A 16278-nucleotide genomic window follows, 5' to 3' on the forward strand; every position below is an offset into this window, starting at 1 on the left:
CTGTGTCGCCGGTGCCGCCGCCGTCGGCTTCCTGGGCGTGCTCGCCGGGCAGATCTTCATCACCGCCCCGGTCGCCATCGGCGCCGCGATCCAGTACTTCGCCACCACCACCGCGCCGTTCAACCCGCCGGCGCCGGCGCCGGCCAAGTAATTCCGCAGGCTGCCCGTCCCCCTGAGCGGGCGGATACCTCGGATCAGAGACAGTGCCCCGCCCACCGTCACGGTGGGCGGGGCACTGTCGTTTCCGTGGTTACGCTCCGCTGCCGCCTACGGGCCGTACCTGTCAGGCGGTGTTCGATGCGCCTGACAGGTCCGGCCCTCCGTGGTTACGCTCCGCTGCCGCCTCCGGGCCGTACCTGTCAGGCGGTGTTCGATGCGCCTGACAGGTCCGGCCCTCCGTGGTTACGCTCCGCTGCCGCCTACGGGCCGTACCTGTCAGGCGGTCCGCGCGGCCTCTTCCGGTTCGACCCGCGCCCGCACGAATCGCGCAACCCGGGCCAGTGCGGCCCGGCTCTCCGGCATATTCGGCAGGATGCTCATGAAGGCGTGGACCTGTCCGCGCCACAGCTCCAGCGAATTCGGCACCCCGGCCGCGGTGAGCCGGTGGGCCATCAATTCGCTGTCGCAGCGCAGCAATTCGTCCTCACCGACGATCAGCAGGGCCGGCGGCAGGCCGGTGAGCGATCCGTTGACCGGGGACAGCGCCGGGTCCAGCGGTTGCTCCGCCTCGGCCCCGTACCGCACCATCTGCCGCACCGCCGCCATCGGGATGTAGGCGTCGCGACCGACGTTCATGTACTCGCCCTTGACCCGGTAATCGAGATCCAGCAGCGGCGACAGGCCGACCAGGCCGGCCGGACCGGGCAAGCCGGCCTGCGCCGCCCGCAGTGCGGTGGCGAAGGTGAGGAAACCGCCCGCCGAATCTCCGGCGAAGACGATGCGCGACGGATCGGCGCCGTGCCGTAACAACCAGCGATAGGCCGTCAGGCAGTCCTCGACCGAGCCGGCGATATTCGTCCCGGGCAGTTGCCGATAGTCCACGTTCACCACCGGCAGCCCCGTACGACGCGCCAGGCTGGCCGCCACCGGCCGATGCGAGTCCAGTCCGCACAGGAAGAAGCCGCCCCCGTGCATGTACATCACGGCGCCGTCGCGCAGGGATCGCCGGGCGCCGGCCGGGCGGATGATCTCCATCCGGAAGCCGCTCATCCGCACCTGTTCGCGTTCCACGCCACGCACCTGCGGGCGCAGTGCCGCCAGCCGGTCGATCAGGACCCGCGCGACCGGCATGGTCATCGGGGTGATCGGGTAGCGCCGGATAACGGGGCCCACCACGCCCCGGCAGGTGAACAACACCGCTTGCGAATGCAGACTCGCACGGTCCGGGTTCACCACCACCGGATCCACGACAACACCGGGTTCGAGCCCCGGCCGGTATTCGGCCTCGCCGATGGGAATCGCGGTCATCGCGCACCTACCTGCCACTCGGCGCCGAGCGACCGGCTACCGGCAGATTCGGTAGCTGAGGTGTCGGCGCTGACATCTCACACACTCATGTTTCAGAACACCACGGATGTGTGACCTACGCAATACTTGATCGCCCGACCAGGCCGCGGCGAAACCATCGTGACCATTTCGCGGTCCAGTCGGAACCTCATCGAGCCCGAGTGGGCGAGAGCTGGCAGACTTGCGTCACATGCGCGGAATCATTCTGGCCGGGGGCACCGGGTCCCGGCTGCACCCGATCACGCGCGGGGTCAGCAAGCAACTGGTCCCGGTGTACGACAAGCCGATGGTCTACTACCCGCTGTCCACGCTGATGCTGGCGGGCATTCGCGACATCCTGGTGATCACCACGCCCGAGGATGCCGAGGCCTTCCGCCGGCTGCTCGGCGACGGTACCCAGTTCGGCCTGGCGATCGACTACGTGGTGCAACCCGAACCCGACGGCCTGGCCCGGGCGTTCGTGCTGGGCGCCGACCACATCGGCGGCGAATGCGCGGCACTGGTGCTCGGCGACAACATCTTCCACGGTCCCGGCCTGGGCACCCGGCTGCGGCGCTTCGACGGACTCGACGGCGGCGCGGTCTTCGCCTATCGGGTGTCCGATCCCTCGGCCTACGGCGTGATCGAATTCGACCGGGGCAGGGCCGTTTCCATCGAGGAGAAGCCGAAACTCCCACGGTCCAACTACGCCATTCCCGGCCTCTATTTCTACGACAACGACGTCGTCGAGATCGCCCGGGGACTGCGACCGTCCGCGCGCGGGGAATACGAGATCACCGATATCAACCGCACGTACCTCGAACAGGGACGATTGCAGGTCGAGACCCTCGCACGCGGCACCGCGTGGCTCGATACCGGCACCTTCGATTCGCTGCTGGACGCCGCCAATTACGTGCGCACCATCGAGGAACGCCAGGGTCTCAAGATCGGCGTCCCGGAGGAGGTGGCCTGGCGGATGGGCTTCATCGACGACGAACAGCTGTGCCGGCTGGCCGAGCCGCTGGTGCGCTCCGGATACGGGACCTACCTGCTGGACCTGCTGAATCGCGGGCGCGACGATCGCTACGGACAGGACGGTTGAGATGCGGATTCGAGAACTGGCGGTCCCCGGTGCGTGGGAGTTCACGCCGCAGTTACGCGGCGACGAGCGCGGCGTCTTCGCCGAGACGTTCAAGGCCTCGGAATTCGAGAAGGCGACCGGACGGCCCCTGGACCTGCTGCAGATGAACACCTCCACCTCGGCGGCGGGTGTCCTGCGTGGCATCCACTACACCGAAAATCCGCCCGGCCAGGCGAAATACGTCACATGCATGCGCGGCGCCTTCCTGGACGTCGTGGTCGATCTGCGCCGCGACTCCCCGACCTTCGGCCGCTGGGACAGTGTCGTGATCGACGACGTCTCGCGCCGCTCGGTCTTTCTCTCCGAAGGACTCGGCCACGCCCTGCTGTCACTGGCCGACGATTCCACCGTCACCTATCTGTGTTCGCTCGAATACACCCCCGAATTCGACCGGGACCTGGACGCATTCGACCCGGATCTCGGAATCGACTGGCCCACGGTCGGTTCCGACGGCACTCCGCTGACCGTCCTTCGCTCACCGAAGGACGCGGCCGCACCGCGCCTGCGCGAACTGCGCTGAACGCGCAAACGCCACGCCCGGCTCGAACCGATGAGCCGGGCGTGGCGCTCGGGGTGGAACCTCAGGCCGCCGCGAGTTCCGGTGCCTGTTCGGACTCCTCGACCTCCTGCCGCTTCTTGCGGGCAGGCAGGAAGTGGGTGAAGGCGATGAGGGCGCCGATGATCGCCGCGATGCCCGCGAAGATCAGGCCCGGACGGTAGCTGTCGAGCACCGCCTGCGGTGAATTGCCGTGCGGCCCCGAGGAGATCAGCGCGGTGGTGATGGCGAGGACGATGGCCGCGCCGACCTGCATGGAGGTCTGCAGCACGCCGGCCGCCAGGCCCTGTTCCTCGTCCTCGATGCCGTTGGTGGCCTGAATGTTGATGGCCGGGAAGCCGATCCATCCGATGCCGATCAGCAGCACCGCGGGCAGGATGACCGCGAGATAGGACGGTGCGGTGTCGATGCGCAGGAACAGCAGGTAGCCGATCGCCATGACGGTGGTGGTGACCGCGATGATCGGGCCGGTGCCGAAGCGGTCCACCAGCTTGTCGGAGAACACCGACGACAGCGCCACCAGCACCCCCACCGGCAGCAGCGCCATCGCCAGGGTCAGCGGCGACCAGCCCAGGCTGTCCTGCAGGTACAGGGTGACGATGAACTGCCAGCTGAAGTAGGAACCCGCCACCGCGACGATCACCAGACTGGCTCGCACCAACGTGGCCTTGCGCAGGATGCCCAGCCGGATCAGCGGATGCCGCACCCGCTTCTCCACCGCGACGAACGCGGCGAACAGGACGAGCACAGCCGCGAACGAGCCCACGGTGCGCGCCGAACCCCAGCCGGCCTGCGGTGCGGACACCACGGTGTAGACCAGCAGCAGCATGGCGGCGGTGGAGAACAGCGCACCCAGCAGATCGTGACCACCCTCGGCGGTGTCACCCTTGTCCTTCGGCACCAGGATCGCCGCGGAGACCAGGGCGGCCAGCGCGATCGGCACCGGCAGCAGGAAGGTCCAGCGCCAGCCGAAACCGGTCATCAGGCCACCGAAGACCAGACCCATGGAGTAGCCGCCCGCACCGAAGACGGTGTAGATGGACAGCGCCTTGTTGCGCGCGGGCCCCTCGGCGAAGTTCGTGGTGATGATCGACAACCCGGTGGGCGCGGTGAAGGCGGCCGCCAGCCCCTTGACGAAGCGGGTCGCGATCAGCAGCGGCCCGGAACTGACCAGCCCGCCCGCCAGGGAGGCGACCGCGAAGACGGCCAATGCGATGAGGAAGACCTTGCGCCGGCCCAGCAGATCGGCGGTGCGGCCACCGAGCAGCAACAGACCGCCGTAGCCGAGCACGTATCCGCTGACCAGCCACTGCAGGGTCGAGGTTTCGAGATGGAGTTCGGTACCGATGGACGGCAGCGCGACGCCGACCATCGAGACGTCGAGGCCGTCCAGGAACAGCACGATGCACAGCGTGATGAGCATGCCCCAGAGCCGGATCGGCCACCGAGTATCGGCCGCCGAGGCGGCCGGAAGTGTTGCTGTGGAAGTCATGTCGCGGAACATTACATGCGTGCGCATCTAATGCACAAGCATTTAATGCAGTTGCATGAATCTGCCCCAGGCACTAGGATGGCGACATGACAAAGGCGTCGACAGCGTTTCCGGCGCATTCGACGGACGCGGTGGCACCGGATACGGAGCTCGCCGCAGGTCTGCCGTCCACCGCGCCGAGTGATACCGAGGCCGGTTGCCCGTCTCCGGCCGGCCGGAACGACGGGCCGGGCGGCTTGGTCGGCGAGTGGCGCGATCTACTCGCTCGTCATGCCGCGGTGTCCTGTGCGCTGGAGAAGGACCTGCAGCGCGAACACCACATCGGCCTGAGTGAGTTCGAGACGCTGGACCGCCTGGTCGACGCCTCCTGCGACAGCTACCGGATGAGCGATCTGGCCCACGACATCCACCTGAGCCAGAGCGCACTGTCCCGTACGGTGGCACGGCTCGAACGCGACGGACTGGTCGATCGCACCCTGTGCACCGAGGACCGCCGCGCGATCTTCGTCTGCCTCACCGACAAGGGCCGCGCGCTCCACACCGCCGCCGTTCCGACTCATCGCGAAGTATTGGAACGCACCCTGCACTGAATTCGCCGGTACCGAATCCGGTAGCGCGTCAGGCGGCGGCGATGGCCTCGTCCAGGGCCGCCCTCCCGTCCACCGAGGCCGCGCGGATATTCGCGAATGCGCCTCGATAGCGGTCGATGTCGGAATTTTTATCGAAATAGGTGGATACGCCGAAATTTTCGACGTAAACGACCGGCGGCTCGGTCGTTTCCGCGCCGGCCGCGCCGAATTCCAACAGGACGAATCGCCCGGAATCGAGACCGTCGTGGTAACCGGAATCGTTGGGCACCAGACGAATGTCGATATTCGGGCGCTCACACATGCGGCGCAGATGATCCAGTTGCCCCGCGATCACGGCCGGATCACCGATCCGCCGCCACAGCAGCGATTCGGCGATGATCGCCACCAGCCGCACCGGCTCCGGGGTGCGGGTGAGCAGACGCTGCCGCTGCCCGCGCACCTCGATCCGGCGCTCGATATCGGCGGGGCTCAGATTCGGCCGGGCCGCGGTCAGCAGCGCGCGGGTGTAGTCCTCGGTCTGCAGCAGGCCCGGCACGAATTCGTTCTCGAAGGTGGAGATTTCGGTCGCGGCCTCTTCCAGGCCGATGTACACGTCGAAACCCTCGGCGATCACGTCACTGTAGGGAGCCCACCAACCGCGCGCCTTGGTTTCACGGGCGAGAGCGGTGAGGGGTTCCAGCTCGGCCTCGGGTGCGCCGTAGATCTTGCACATGGCTTCCACGTCGAGGCTGCGCAGGGAGGTCTGACCGGTCTCGATCCGCCAGATCTTGGCCTCCGACCATTCCAGCCGGCGAGCGGCCACCCGGGTCGTCATCCGGGCGCGATTGCGCAGGTCACGCAACCGGCGGCCCAGTTGCCGCCGCGGCATGGTCGAACCTGTGATCCCCTGCGGTGAAGCCATTTTTCCCCCTCGGCAGAAAGCTTCGCGGGCATCGGGATTCGCTCCGGACACCCCCGAACGGATTGTTGCACAACAGAACAACGCCCGACAGCCGCGCCGATCGGCCGGGCCGCCGGTGCGCTGCTACTTGCGCGGGGGACGCTTGCGGAACCGCCAGAACTGCACCGCGCGAACGTCTTCCGAGAGCTGGTTCACCGGCTCGGCGACATCGGACAGAGCGCGGAACAGATCGTCGGCGAGGGTGTTGATGTGTTCCACCCGGGTTGCCAGCCGCGAGGCGTTGACCAGGAATTCCAGCGCCAATCGCACCGAGGCCGCGATGGTCAGGCCGAGCGGCACCGCCACCACGATCGCGAAGATCAATCCCAGCAGTGCGGATACCTGCCACAGGACCACGACCAGGACCAGGGGGATGCCGACCGCGAAGGCCAGTCCCAGGAGATAGGCCAGCGGCAGCAGCGTGCGCGTGGCCGGGGTGCGGAACTGCACATCCAGCAGCGCGCGGGCGGCCGCACCGCACCAGGCCCGGAAGGCGCCCGGACTCCGGAACGGTTCGGGCCGCTCGTCCTCCTCGGCGGTATCGCTCTCCTCGGCGGCATCGTCCGGCGACCGGCGTCGTCGTGCGGAGTCCTTCCATGCGAGCCAGCGCGATTCCACCGCGTAGTCGGCGTCGCCCGGTTCGCCTTCGCCGGACCGGTCGTCGATTCCGGCACGTTCGGCCGGCGACTCGGGTGCTTCGTCCATATTTCGTGCGCCCCCAGCGGAATCGCGCGCGCCGGCGGTATCGGAGTCCCGGTTCCTGGGCCGCTGCGGGTCGTCGCTCATGATTCGAATCCTCTCCCGGCACAGCGGAAGCGAGCAATCTCCCGGCGGGATCGAATCCCATCGGTCACATGCGACTCACATCACACTTTCGTCCCATTTCTTCCCAGCGACCTGCCAGGGAATCAACAGCCGCAACGCATTCGATTCACAGCGACGCGCACAAAGGTGGTAGTCGTAGCAGTTCACAACGGCGGCGAACGGCGGTCCGAAAGGTTCATAGCCACCGGCGATCACCGCCCGACCCTGTGACGTATCCGACCATCACGAAGAAATTTCCACCAAGTTGTAACACCGCCGGTAGCGCGGCCCGATACGTCCCATGAACACCGACGCAGGACCCAGATCTACCCGGGGAATGGAGAACACAGTGCGTACAGCGTTTCCGACTTCCGTCCACGCGGCGACGTTGGCCGCTACCGCGCAGGACTACATCCAGCGCGGGTGGACGGTCGCTGAAACGGCCAACGGCATCTGCCTGATCACCGACACGAATGTGTCGGGTATCGAGGTCGCCGGCGAACTGGCCGCGAACGTGCGCCGATTCCTGCGGGCCAACAACCTGTCCGGACCGGTGATCGAGATCCCGGGCGCCGAGCGCCGCGAGATCCACCTGGTGACCGGACTCGCCAAGGCCGCGATGGCGCTCGAGGCGCTGCGCGCGGCCGGCGCGATCGTCTACACCGACGGTGCGGGCATCCCGTTGCCGCCCACCCAGCTCTCGGCCGGCGAGGCCTGCTGGGGTGTAGCGCCGACCGAGGCCCGCTGGCTGCCGCCGGTCGTCGCGATCGCCGCGGCCGTGCGTTCGGCGAACTCCGGCCGTAAGCCGCAGGTCGCTCGCATCGCCAGCTGAATCGACCATCCGCGAAACCGCGAGAACGACACTGTTCTCGCGGTTTCGCGGTTTTCGTGCATTTCGAATGAATCTCGGCGCGACGACGAGTCGCCGACGATGATGGATCCATGTCACGCGTCACCGCAGAAGCCCGTACCACCCACCGCACCTGCCCGCTGTGCGAGGCCGTCTGCGGACTCGAGATCACCCTGGACGCTCAGGACCGGGTGACGCGCGTGCGCGGCGACCGTGAGGACCCGTTCAGCCGCGGCTTCATCTGCCCGAAGGGCGCGAGCCTCGGGGCGCTGGACGCCGACCCCGATCGGCTGGCCGAACCGATCATCCGTGATCGCGCCACCGACACCTGGCGCCAGGCCACCTGGACCGAGGCCTTCGACCTCATCGCCGAGCGGGCCCCGGCCGTCCTCGACGAATACGGCCGCCAGGCCGCGGCGCTGTATCTGGGCAATCCGAATGCGCACACAGTCGCCGGCGCGCTGTACGTGCCGGCGCTCATCCGGGCGTTGAGCACGCGCAATCTGTACTCGGCCAGCACCGCCGATCAGATGCCGAAGCAGGTGTCGAGCGGGCTCATGTTCGGCGATCCGCTCACGGTCGCGGTACCCGATCTGGACCGCACCGACTACCTGCTGATGCTCGGCGCCAATCCGCTGGAGTCCAACGGCTCGCTGTGTACCGCCCCGGACTATCCGGGCCGGTTGAAGGCGCTGCGCAAACGCGGCGGGCGGTTGGTCGTGGTCGATCCGCGGCGCACCCGGACCGCGGACCTCGCCGACGAGCATCTGTTCATCCGGCCCGGAAGCGATGCCTATCTGCTGTTCGGCATCGTGCACACACTCTTCGCGGAGGATCTGACCGATATCCGAGTCGAGGTGGCGGGACTCGAACAGATCCGTTCGGCGGCAGTCTCGTTCACGCCCGAGGCCGTGCAGGCACGCACGGGCATCCCCGCCGAGACCGTGGCGCGGCTGGCGCGGGAGCTGGCCGCGGCGCCGACGGCCGCGGTCTATGCGCGCATCGGCACCTGCACCGCCGAATTCGGCACTCTCACGCAGTGGCTGGTGGATGTGATCAACGTGCTCACCGGCAATCTCGACCGGCCCGGCGGCGCGATGTTCGCGACCGCCGCGGCACTGGGCATCGTGCGAACGCGGCCGTTCCGGCTCGGGCGCTGGACCAGCCGGGTGCGCGAATTGCCCGAAGCCATGGGCGAATTCCCCGTCGCGACGCTGGCCGACGAAATTCTCACGCCCGGTGAGGGACAGGTCCGGATGCTGGTGACGGTGGCCGGCAATCCGGTGCTCTCGGCGCCCGCGGGCGCACGGCTGGGCGAAGCGCTGGCCGGGCTGGACTTCATGGTCAGCGTGGATCGCTACCTCAACGAGACCACCCGCCATGCGGATGTGATTCTGCCGCCGCCGCGCACACTGCAGGCGCCGCACTACGATTTCGCGCTGCTGCAGTTCGCGGTGCACAACTACGCCCGCTATTCCCCGCCGCTGGTCGCCCTGCCGGACGATCGGCCCTCGGAACCGGAAATACTTGCCCGCCTCGCACTTTCCCTGGCGGGGCAGCGACCGGAGCCCGGGCGCGATTACGTCGCCGAGGTGGACGAGCTGATCATCGCCGGCACGCTGCACAAGGCAGGTCTCACCGAGCGACGCGGCGAATTGATCGGCGCCGACACCACCGAACAGCGCATCGACATGATGCTGCGCCTGGGCCCGTACGGCGAGTGGAATCCCGATCGTCAGCCGGTGGACATCGGCACCGGCGAGAGCGGGGCGCCCGAGGGACTGAACCTGCAGGTTCTCCTCGACAATCCGCACGGCGTCGACCTGGGTGCGCTGCGACCGCGACTGCCCGGTGTGCTGCGCACCGCCTCCCGGAAGGTGGAGCTGGCGCCCCAGCCGCTGCTCGACGATACGACCCGGCTGGTGGCCGAATTGTCCGCTGCCCGACCGGATGTGGTCTTGATCGGCCGGCGGCAGCTGCGGTCGAACAACAGCTGGATGCACAACGTACCGGCGCTGGTCGGCGGCTCCAATACCTGCACGCTGCATATTCATCCCGACGACGTCGCCCGCCTCGGGCTCGGCGATCTGGCCGCGATCGAATCGGCGGCCGGAAAGCTGACCGTGCCGGTGGAACCGAACGACCGGATCATGCCCGGCGTGGTGAGCCTGCCGCACGGATGGGGACATTCGGGCAGTACCCAGACGGTCGCGCGGGAGCACGCCGGCGTGAATGCCAATGCCCTGACCGATGATTCCCGCATCGACGCCGTGTCCGGGAATGCGGTGTTCAACGGGGTTCCGGTGACCATCACGCCGGTGTGATTCTCCGACCGGTCGGCACGTGCAAGGGGGATAGCGCTCGTGGCGCAGCGGGCAACCCGCGCGCTATCTCCGTACTCGTAAATGTGAAAAGCGCACGCTCGCAAGCAGTTCGGCCGCCGGCACCCTTCGAATTCGGCCAGCAGCCCTGAGGCAAACGGCATTTCGGGCGTTGCCGCGCACCTGTCCCGTACGCGAGACTGATGCGCGGTAGCGGCTCAGCTCACAGATTGTCTTCACAGACAGTGCGCCCATCTGCCGGTTCGCTGATTTCGCCATCCGAAACACGTTCGTTCCTATAGGATTTCGACATATTTCAGGTTCAATGCCGAACCATCCACGTGCGGATCTCAGCTACCCGGAGGGGTGTGGCATGTCCGGTTCCACAGGCGGCAGTGACGGCGAGCGAGAACTGCAACGCCGATTCGGCACCGAGGAGCGCGCGGAGCGTTTCTACGACGAACAGGTGCTGAACAGCCTCAACTCACGCATGCGCGAGTTCGTGGGACGGATGGATATGGCCTTCATCGCCACCGCCGACCGGCACGGTGAATGCGATACCAGCTTCCGGGCCGGCAAACCCGGATTCGTGCACGTCATCGACGACCGCACGGTCGCCTATCCGGAATACCGCGGCAACGGAGTGATGGCCTCCCTCGGCAACATCCTGGAGAATCCGCACGTCGGCATCCTGATGATCGACTTCGTCCACGACCTGGTCGGGCTGCATATCAACGGATCGGCACGCATCGTCGACGATCAGTCGTTGCGAGGCCGGGTACCCGACCTGCCGCCGGCCGAGCGCGGCCGGGTCGCCGAGCGGTGGGTGGTCGTGGATGTCGAGGAGGCCTACATCCACTGCAGAAAGCACATCCCGCACCTGACGCCGGCCGCCCGCGAGGAGCGGGAATGGGGTACCGACAGTCCGCGGGCCAAGGGTGGGGACTACTTCGGCGCCAAGGCGCAGGCGCGGGCCCTCGTCGCGGAGGGTTGACGGTTCGGGATAGGCGATCCGAACGTCAGCGGATCTTGAAGATCACCGCACGCTGCACGACGAAGTTGATCACGGTGGCCACGCCCTGCGCGATGACGAAGGCGATCAGCACCGCACCCTTCACCGAATGGCCGGCGATATCCACCGACATCGCGGGCAGGGTGTCGTTGAGCAGCGCGTTGATACCCACCTGCGCCGCGAAGGTCACCGCGTAGAGGATCACCACCGCCACGAACCGGCTGCGGCTCGGCGGCGCCTTGAACGTCCAGCGCCGGTTGATCAGATACGCCGTGGTGGTACCGACGATGAAACTGCAGGCCTTGGCGAAATCGCGCGGGACCCCGAACAGGGCCATGAGCAGCACGTACAGCCCGAAGTCGACCACCGCCGACAATCCGCCGGTGAGGACGAACCGGACAATCTGCGTCTTCAGATCGACATCCGTGCCGCCCGGCTCGTCTACCAGGGGCAACTCGGCCGGAAGAGGAAGATGGGGTTCCGCACTCACGGCACGAGAGTAGCGGGTCGCGCCGCACACGCCGCGACAACCGCGCTCCCGCCCCGGTCGCCGCTGTGAAATCCGCCTCGAGCGGGCCGCGGACACGCGACAGCCGACCCCTGCCCCGGCCATACCTGTAGCCTCTATGCCGATGTCCACGAAAGCTCAGACCTCCACCGCCGCGGGTCCTGCGAACTCCGCGGGCGACGGCGAGGCGTCACAGGCAAGCAGCAACGGCTCCGCCGACAGCTTTTCGCTGCCGACGCATACCCGTCGACTGACCGGATGGGGTCGTACCGCTCCCTCCACCTCCGAAGTGCTCTCGACCGGCGATCCGGAACTGATCGCCAAGGCCGTGGCCATGGTCGCGGAGGACAACGAGTCCAAGCCGGCGTACCTGCGACGCGGCGTGATCGCGCGCGGGCTCGGCCGGTCCTACGGTGACCATGCGCAGAACGGTGGCGGCCTCGTCATCGACATGTCGGCGCTGAACAACATCCACCGGATCGACCGTGACAGCCACCTGGTCGATGTGGATGCGGGCGTCAGCCTCGATCAGCTGATGAAGGCCGCGCTCCCGTTCGGCCTGTGGGTTCCGGTCCTGCCCGGCACCCGGCAGGTGACCGTCGGCGGCGCCATCGCCTCCGATATCCACGGCAAGAACCACCACAGCGCCGGCAGCTTCGGCAACCACGTGCGTTCGATCGACCTGCTGACCGCCGACGGCAAGATTCAGCACATCGGTCCCAAGAAGAACGCCAAGCTGTTCTGGGCGACCGTCGGCGGCAACGGCCTGACCGGCATCATCCTGCGCGCCACGATCGAGATGACGCCGACCGAGACGGCCTACTTCATCGCCGACGGCATCAAGACCACGACGCTGGACGAGACCATCGCCGTACACAAGGACGGCTCCGAGGAGAACTACACCTACTCCTCGACCTGGTTCGACGTGATCAGCGCACCGCCGAAGCTGGGGCGCGCCAACGTTTCTCGCGGCCGACTGGCCAAGTTGGACGAACTGCCGAAGAAGCTGCGCGCCAATCCGCTGAAGTTCGACGCGCCGAATCTGCTGACGGTGCCGAACATCTTCCCGAGTTTCGCGGCCAACAAGCTCACGCTCGGCATGGTCGGCGAGGCGTACTACGCGCTCGGCGGCAACTACACCGGCAAGATCATGAACTTGACGCAGTTCTATCACATGCTGGACGTGGTCTCGGAGTGGAATCGGGCCTACGGATCGGCCGGTTTCATCCAGTATCAGTTCGTCCTGCCGCCCGAGGCGCTGGACGAATTCACCAAGATCATCGTCGACATCCAGCGTTCCGGTCACTACTCGGCGCTCAATGTGCTGAAGTTCTTCGGGCCGGGCAACCAGGCGCCGCTGAGCTTCCCCATGGAGGGCTGGAACATCTGCGTCGACTTCCCCGTGCGTCCGGGCCTCAACGAGCTGGTCACCGAATTGGACCGTCGCGTCCTGGAATTCGGCGGTCGCCTCTACACGGCGAAGGACTCCCGGACCACCGCGGAGACCTTCCACAAGATGTATCCCAAGATCGACGAGTGGATCAAGGTCCGCCGAAGTGTCGATCCCACAGGCGTTTTCATGTCCGATATGGCGAGAAGGCTGGAGCTGCAGTGATCAACGCGGTAGGTAACCCGCAGAACATTCTGCTTTTGGGCGGCACCTCGGAGATCGGCCGCGCGATCGTCGAGGAGTACTTGAAGAAGGGTCCGGCGCGAGTGGTGCTCGCGGCGCTGCCGAACGATCCGTTGCGCGCGCAGTCGGTCGCTCAGTTGGAGGCCGCGGGCGCGTCGAAGGTCGAGATCGTCGACTTCGACGCGCTGGACACCGGCAGCCACCCCAAGGTGATCGAACAGGCCTGGGCCGACGGCGATATCGATGTCGCGATCGTCGCCTTCGCGCTCGACGGCGACGCCGAGGAGCTGTGGCAGAACCAGCTCAAGGCCGTGCGGGTCGCCGAGGTCAACTACACCGCGGGCGTATCGGTCGGCGTGCTCGTCGGCGAGAAGATGAAGGCCCAGGGCTTCGGGCGGATCATCGTCATGTCCTCGGTGGCCGGTGAGCGCGTCAAGCGCGCCAACTTCGTCTACGGCTCCACCAAGGCCGGTCTGGACGGGTTCTATCTCGGCCTGGGCGAGGCGCTGCGCCCGCACGGCCCGCGCGTCACCGTGGTGCGGCCGGGCCAGGTGCGCACCCAGTTCTCCGCGCACGTCGCCGAGGCGCCGCTCACGGTGAACAAGGAAGACGTTGCGGTGCTTGCGGTTTCGGCGTCCGAGAAGGGTAAGGAACTGGTCTGGGCGCCGGGTACGTTCCGCTGGGTCATGATGATCCTGCGCCACGTTCCGCGCCCGATCTTCCGCAGACTTCCCATCTAGATCGGTTCGATTTCGAGCCGCGAAGGAGAGTCGCCGCTACCGAGCGCCGGCTCTCCTTCGTCGTTTCACGAGGACGGCCGCCGGCACAGCGCGAGCATCGCGCCGACGCGAACCGGTTCCACCCGGCTTGTAGGCTCGCGGGCAGATCGGCGGCGAGAGAGGATCCGGAGGCACTGTGCGCGTACTAGTCCGGCAGGTCGGGGGCGGGCTCGGGGAAGCTGTCGTCGGGGCGGTGGTCGCCGCGCTGGTGGCGGCGATCGGGCTGACGGCGATGTCGGCGGTGCAGTGGCCGGCGTTCAACTCCTCCAATGTGACTCGCGCGCTGACCACCGTGGGGCAGGCGGGTGCGGCGGTGCTGCTGGTGCTCGCCATCGTGCTGATCCGGATGCGCCGGTGGCCGTGGGTGGCGAAAGTGCTGTCCTGGGCGGGTATTTCCGCCTTCGTCACGGTAACGCTGGGAATGCCGCTCGCGGCGACCAAGCTGTATCTGTTCGGCATTTCGGTGGATCAGGAATTCCGCACCGAATATCTGACGCGCCTCACCGATACCGCCGCGCTGCACGATATGACCTACGCCGACATTCCGGCGTACTACCCCGCCGGCTGGTTCTGGATCGGCGGACGGGTCGCGAATCTGCTCGGCCTGGCCGGGTGGGAGACGTTCAAGCCTTATGCGATCGTGTCGCTGGCGGTGGCGTCGGTGCTGGCACTCGTGTTGTGGTCCAAGCTGATTCGCTGGGATTGGGCGGTCGCGGTCGCGGCGACGACCACCGCGGTGATGGTGGCGTTCGCCTCCCCCGAGGCCTACAGCGCCGTGCTGGTGATCCTGTTCGCGCCGGCGATGGTGCTGGCGTGGGGTGCGCTGTATCGACCCGCCGAATTCGGGGCGACGGGGAGCCCGGCCGGCGAGCCGCGCACCGCGGGCGGCTGGGGCGCGGCGCTCGGAGCGGGGGCGTTCCTCGGACTGTCGGCGATGTTCTACACGCTGTTCTTCGTGGTCGCGGTCTTCACCGTGGTCCTGATGGGTCTCGTCGCCTGGGCAACCCTGTGGTGGCAGCAGCGCGAGATCGCGGTACATCAGCCGCGCGCTCCGCGGCTGGGCCTCTTCCGCCTGCTGTGGCCGATTCTGCTGCGGCTGATCGTCATGGGCGTGATCGCCGCGATCCTGGCCCTGATCGTCTGGGCCCCGTATCTGGCGAAGGTGCTGACCGGGCATCCGCCGGAATCCAATACGGCCCTGCACTACCTGCCGGAATCCGGTTCGCGCCTGGCGTTCCCGATGTTCGACTTCTCCGAACCGCTGCTCGGTGCCCTCTGCCTGCTCGGCACCCTCTGGCTGGTGGTGCGGGCCGCGAGTTCGCGACGGGCCCAGGCACTCGCCATCTCGGTGGTCGCGATCTATCTGTGGTCGCTGGCCTCCATGCTGGTCACGGCCGCCGGTACGACGGGGCTGGCCTTCCGGTTGGAACCCATCCTGCAGGTGCTGCTGGCCGCGGCGGGAGCGTTCGGATTCGTCGAGGGCACACGAGCCGTGTACCAAGCCCTCGACGAACCGCGACGATTCCGGGCGGCAACCGCGGTGGTGGCGGTCCTCGGTGCGCTGGCCTTCACACAGAGCATTCCCGGCATCCTGAATGCCGAGATCACCACCGCCTACACCGACACCGACGGCAACGGGGTACGAGCGGACAAGCGCAGCCCCTCGGCGGTGTCGCATTACGGCCACATCGACCAGGTCCTCACCGAGCAGACCGGGCGGCCGCGCGACGAGACGGTGCTCCTCACCGCCGACACGAGCTTCCTGTCCTACTATCCGTATTTCGGTTTCCAGGCCCTGACCTCGCATTACGCCAACCCGCTCGCCGATTTCCCGGCCCGGGCCGCCGAGATCAAGCGCTGGAGCGAGCTGAAATCACCGGCCGAGTTGATCGACGCGCTGAACCACTCTCCGTGGCGCGCGCCGGACGCCTTCCTGTTCCGCCGCAGCGGCGAGAACTACACCCTGCGCCTGGCCGAGGACGTCTATCCCAACGACCCCAACGTGCGCCGCTACACCATCGAATTCCCGGGGAGGCTCTTCGCCGATCCGCATTTCCGGATCACGGATATCGGGCCGTTCACCCTGGTCGTGCGCTCCTGACCCGCACTGTGGATAACGCTGTGGAATTTCCCCGTTCCTGTGGATAACCAACGCGCACCCGGCGCC

Annotated in this window: 14 protein-coding genes; 9 read left to right on the forward strand and 5 right to left on the reverse strand. The window is 67.2% G+C overall.

All coding sequences use genetic code 11. From position 1 onward, the window contains the following. Window positions 1–435: 435 nt before the first annotated feature. On the reverse strand, window positions 436–1467 hold the full coding sequence (locus NN2_RS26280; protein ID WP_082857270.1) for an alpha/beta hydrolase: 1032 nt from the start codon (window positions 1465–1467) through the stop codon (window positions 436–438). Window positions 1468–1696: 229 nt separating this feature from the next. On the opposite strand from NN2_RS26280, the gene rfbA reads away from it, so the two are divergent. Both rfbA and NN2_RS26290 read left to right on the forward strand, forming a co-directional pair. Then, window positions 1697–2587, forward strand: coding sequence for a glucose-1-phosphate thymidylyltransferase RfbA (rfbA, locus tag NN2_RS26285; RefSeq protein ID WP_063016822.1), 891 nt, complete (start codon window positions 1697–1699; stop codon window positions 2585–2587). 1 nt (window position 2588) lies between these two features. Continuing rightward, on the forward strand, window positions 2589–3146 hold the full coding sequence (locus tag NN2_RS26290; protein WP_063016824.1) for a dTDP-4-dehydrorhamnose 3,5-epimerase family protein: 558 nt from the start codon (window positions 2589–2591) through the stop codon (window positions 3144–3146). Between the two features lie 61 nt (window positions 3147–3207). Here NN2_RS26290 and NN2_RS26295 read toward each other — a convergent pair whose 3' ends face one another. Then, window positions 3208–4674 (reverse strand): MFS transporter, encoded by a 1467-nt coding sequence (locus NN2_RS26295; RefSeq protein ID WP_063016868.1) that lies wholly within the window; start codon window positions 4672–4674, stop codon window positions 3208–3210. A gap of 236 nt (window positions 4675–4910) precedes the next feature. Between NN2_RS26295 and NN2_RS26300 the strand changes: the two genes are divergently transcribed. Next, window positions 4911–5264 (forward strand): MarR family winged helix-turn-helix transcriptional regulator, encoded by a 354-nt coding sequence (locus NN2_RS26300; RefSeq protein ID WP_036525409.1) that lies wholly within the window; start codon window positions 4911–4913, stop codon window positions 5262–5264. A gap of 28 nt (window positions 5265–5292) precedes the next feature. On the opposite strand, the gene NN2_RS26305 is transcribed toward NN2_RS26300, so the two are convergent. Together NN2_RS26305 and NN2_RS26310 are read right to left on the reverse strand one after the other, a co-directional pair. Next, window positions 5293–6165 carry a helix-turn-helix domain-containing protein gene (locus NN2_RS26305; RefSeq protein WP_063016826.1) on the reverse strand — a complete coding sequence of 291 codons (873 nt, stop codon included), beginning with the start codon at window positions 6163–6165 and terminating at the stop codon, window positions 5293–5295. 123 nt (window positions 6166–6288) lie between these two features. Beyond that, the gene (locus NN2_RS26310) at window positions 6289–6990 is read right to left on the reverse strand and encodes a DUF4282 domain-containing protein (protein ID WP_231509340.1); all 702 of its coding nucleotides are present in this window, start codon (window positions 6988–6990) and stop codon (window positions 6289–6291) included. Window positions 6991–7357: 367 nt separating this feature from the next. Here NN2_RS26310 and NN2_RS26315 point away from each other — a divergent pair, with 367 nt between their 5' ends. The 3 genes from NN2_RS26315 to NN2_RS26325 all read left to right on the forward strand — a co-directional run bounded on the left by NN2_RS26315 (window position 7358) and on the right by NN2_RS26325 (window position 11173). Further along, complete coding sequence (locus NN2_RS26315) at window positions 7358–7840, forward strand: hypothetical protein (RefSeq protein ID WP_036525405.1); 483 nt, start codon at window positions 7358–7360, stop codon at window positions 7838–7840. Between the two features lie 110 nt (window positions 7841–7950). After that, window positions 7951–10182 carry a molybdopterin-dependent oxidoreductase gene (locus tag NN2_RS26320; RefSeq protein WP_063016828.1) on the forward strand — a complete coding sequence of 744 codons (2232 nt, stop codon included), beginning with the start codon at window positions 7951–7953 and terminating at the stop codon, window positions 10180–10182. Between the two features lie 370 nt (window positions 10183–10552). Beyond that, complete coding sequence (locus NN2_RS26325; RefSeq protein ID WP_063016870.1) at window positions 10553–11173, forward strand: pyridoxamine 5'-phosphate oxidase family protein; 621 nt, start codon at window positions 10553–10555, stop codon at window positions 11171–11173. 25 nt (window positions 11174–11198) lie between these two features. Here NN2_RS26325 and NN2_RS26330 read toward each other — a convergent pair whose 3' ends face one another. Next, the gene (locus NN2_RS26330) at window positions 11199–11681 is read right to left on the reverse strand and encodes a GtrA family protein (protein ID WP_104379108.1); all 483 of its coding nucleotides are present in this window, start codon (window positions 11679–11681) and stop codon (window positions 11199–11201) included. A 142-nt stretch (window positions 11682–11823) separates the two neighbouring features. Here NN2_RS26330 and dprE1 point away from each other — a divergent pair, with 142 nt between their 5' ends. The 3 genes from dprE1 to NN2_RS26345 all read left to right on the forward strand — a co-directional run bounded on the left by dprE1 (window position 11824) and on the right by NN2_RS26345 (window position 16212). Further along, window positions 11824–13314 carry a decaprenylphosphoryl-beta-D-ribose oxidase gene (gene dprE1 / locus NN2_RS26335; RefSeq protein ID WP_167356699.1) on the forward strand — a complete coding sequence of 497 codons (1491 nt, stop codon included), beginning with the start codon at window positions 11824–11826 and terminating at the stop codon, window positions 13312–13314. Then, the gene (dprE2, locus tag NN2_RS26340; RefSeq protein WP_063016831.1) at window positions 13311–14072 is read left to right on the forward strand and encodes a decaprenylphospho-beta-D-erythro-pentofuranosid-2-ulose 2-reductase; all 762 of its coding nucleotides are present in this window, start codon (window positions 13311–13313) and stop codon (window positions 14070–14072) included. Before dprE1 ends, dprE2 begins: the two co-directional genes overlap by 4 nt. A gap of 175 nt (window positions 14073–14247) precedes the next feature. After that, window positions 14248–16212: a galactan 5-O-arabinofuranosyltransferase gene (locus NN2_RS26345; protein ID WP_063016833.1), complete on the forward strand. Its 1965-nt coding sequence runs from the start codon at window positions 14248–14250 to the stop codon at window positions 16210–16212. The last annotated feature ends 66 nt before the right edge of the window (window positions 16213–16278 follow it).

The organism is Nocardia nova NBRC 15556, from assembly GCF_001613005.1.
In the GTDB taxonomy this organism is placed as follows: Bacteria; Actinomycetota; Actinomycetes; order Mycobacteriales; family Mycobacteriaceae; genus Nocardia; species Nocardia nova.

Coding starts and splice junctions, on each gene's coding strand:
- NN2_RS26280 (WP_082857270.1), bottom strand. CDS start 1,467: ATGACCGCGATTCCCATCGGCGAGGCCGAATACCGGCCGGGGCTCGAA.
- rfbA (WP_063016822.1), top strand. CDS start 1,697: ATGCGCGGAATCATTCTGGCCGGGGGCACCGGGTCCCGGCTGCACCCG.
- NN2_RS26290 (WP_063016824.1), top strand. CDS start 2,589: ATGCGGATTCGAGAACTGGCGGTCCCCGGTGCGTGGGAGTTCACGCCG.
- NN2_RS26295 (WP_063016868.1), bottom strand. CDS start 4,674: ATGACTTCCACAGCAACACTTCCGGCCGCCTCGGCGGCCGATACTCGG.
- NN2_RS26305 (WP_063016826.1), bottom strand. CDS start 6,165: ATGGCTTCACCGCAGGGGATCACAGGTTCGACCATGCCGCGGCGGCAA.
- NN2_RS26310 (WP_231509340.1), bottom strand. CDS start 6,990: ATGAGCGACGACCCGCAGCGGCCCAGGAACCGGGACTCCGATACCGCC.
- NN2_RS26320 (WP_063016828.1), top strand. CDS start 7,951: ATGTCACGCGTCACCGCAGAAGCCCGTACCACCCACCGCACCTGCCCG.
- NN2_RS26325 (WP_063016870.1), top strand. CDS start 10,553: ATGTCCGGTTCCACAGGCGGCAGTGACGGCGAGCGAGAACTGCAACGC.
- dprE1 (WP_167356699.1), top strand. CDS start 11,824: ATGTCCACGAAAGCTCAGACCTCCACCGCCGCGGGTCCTGCGAACTCC.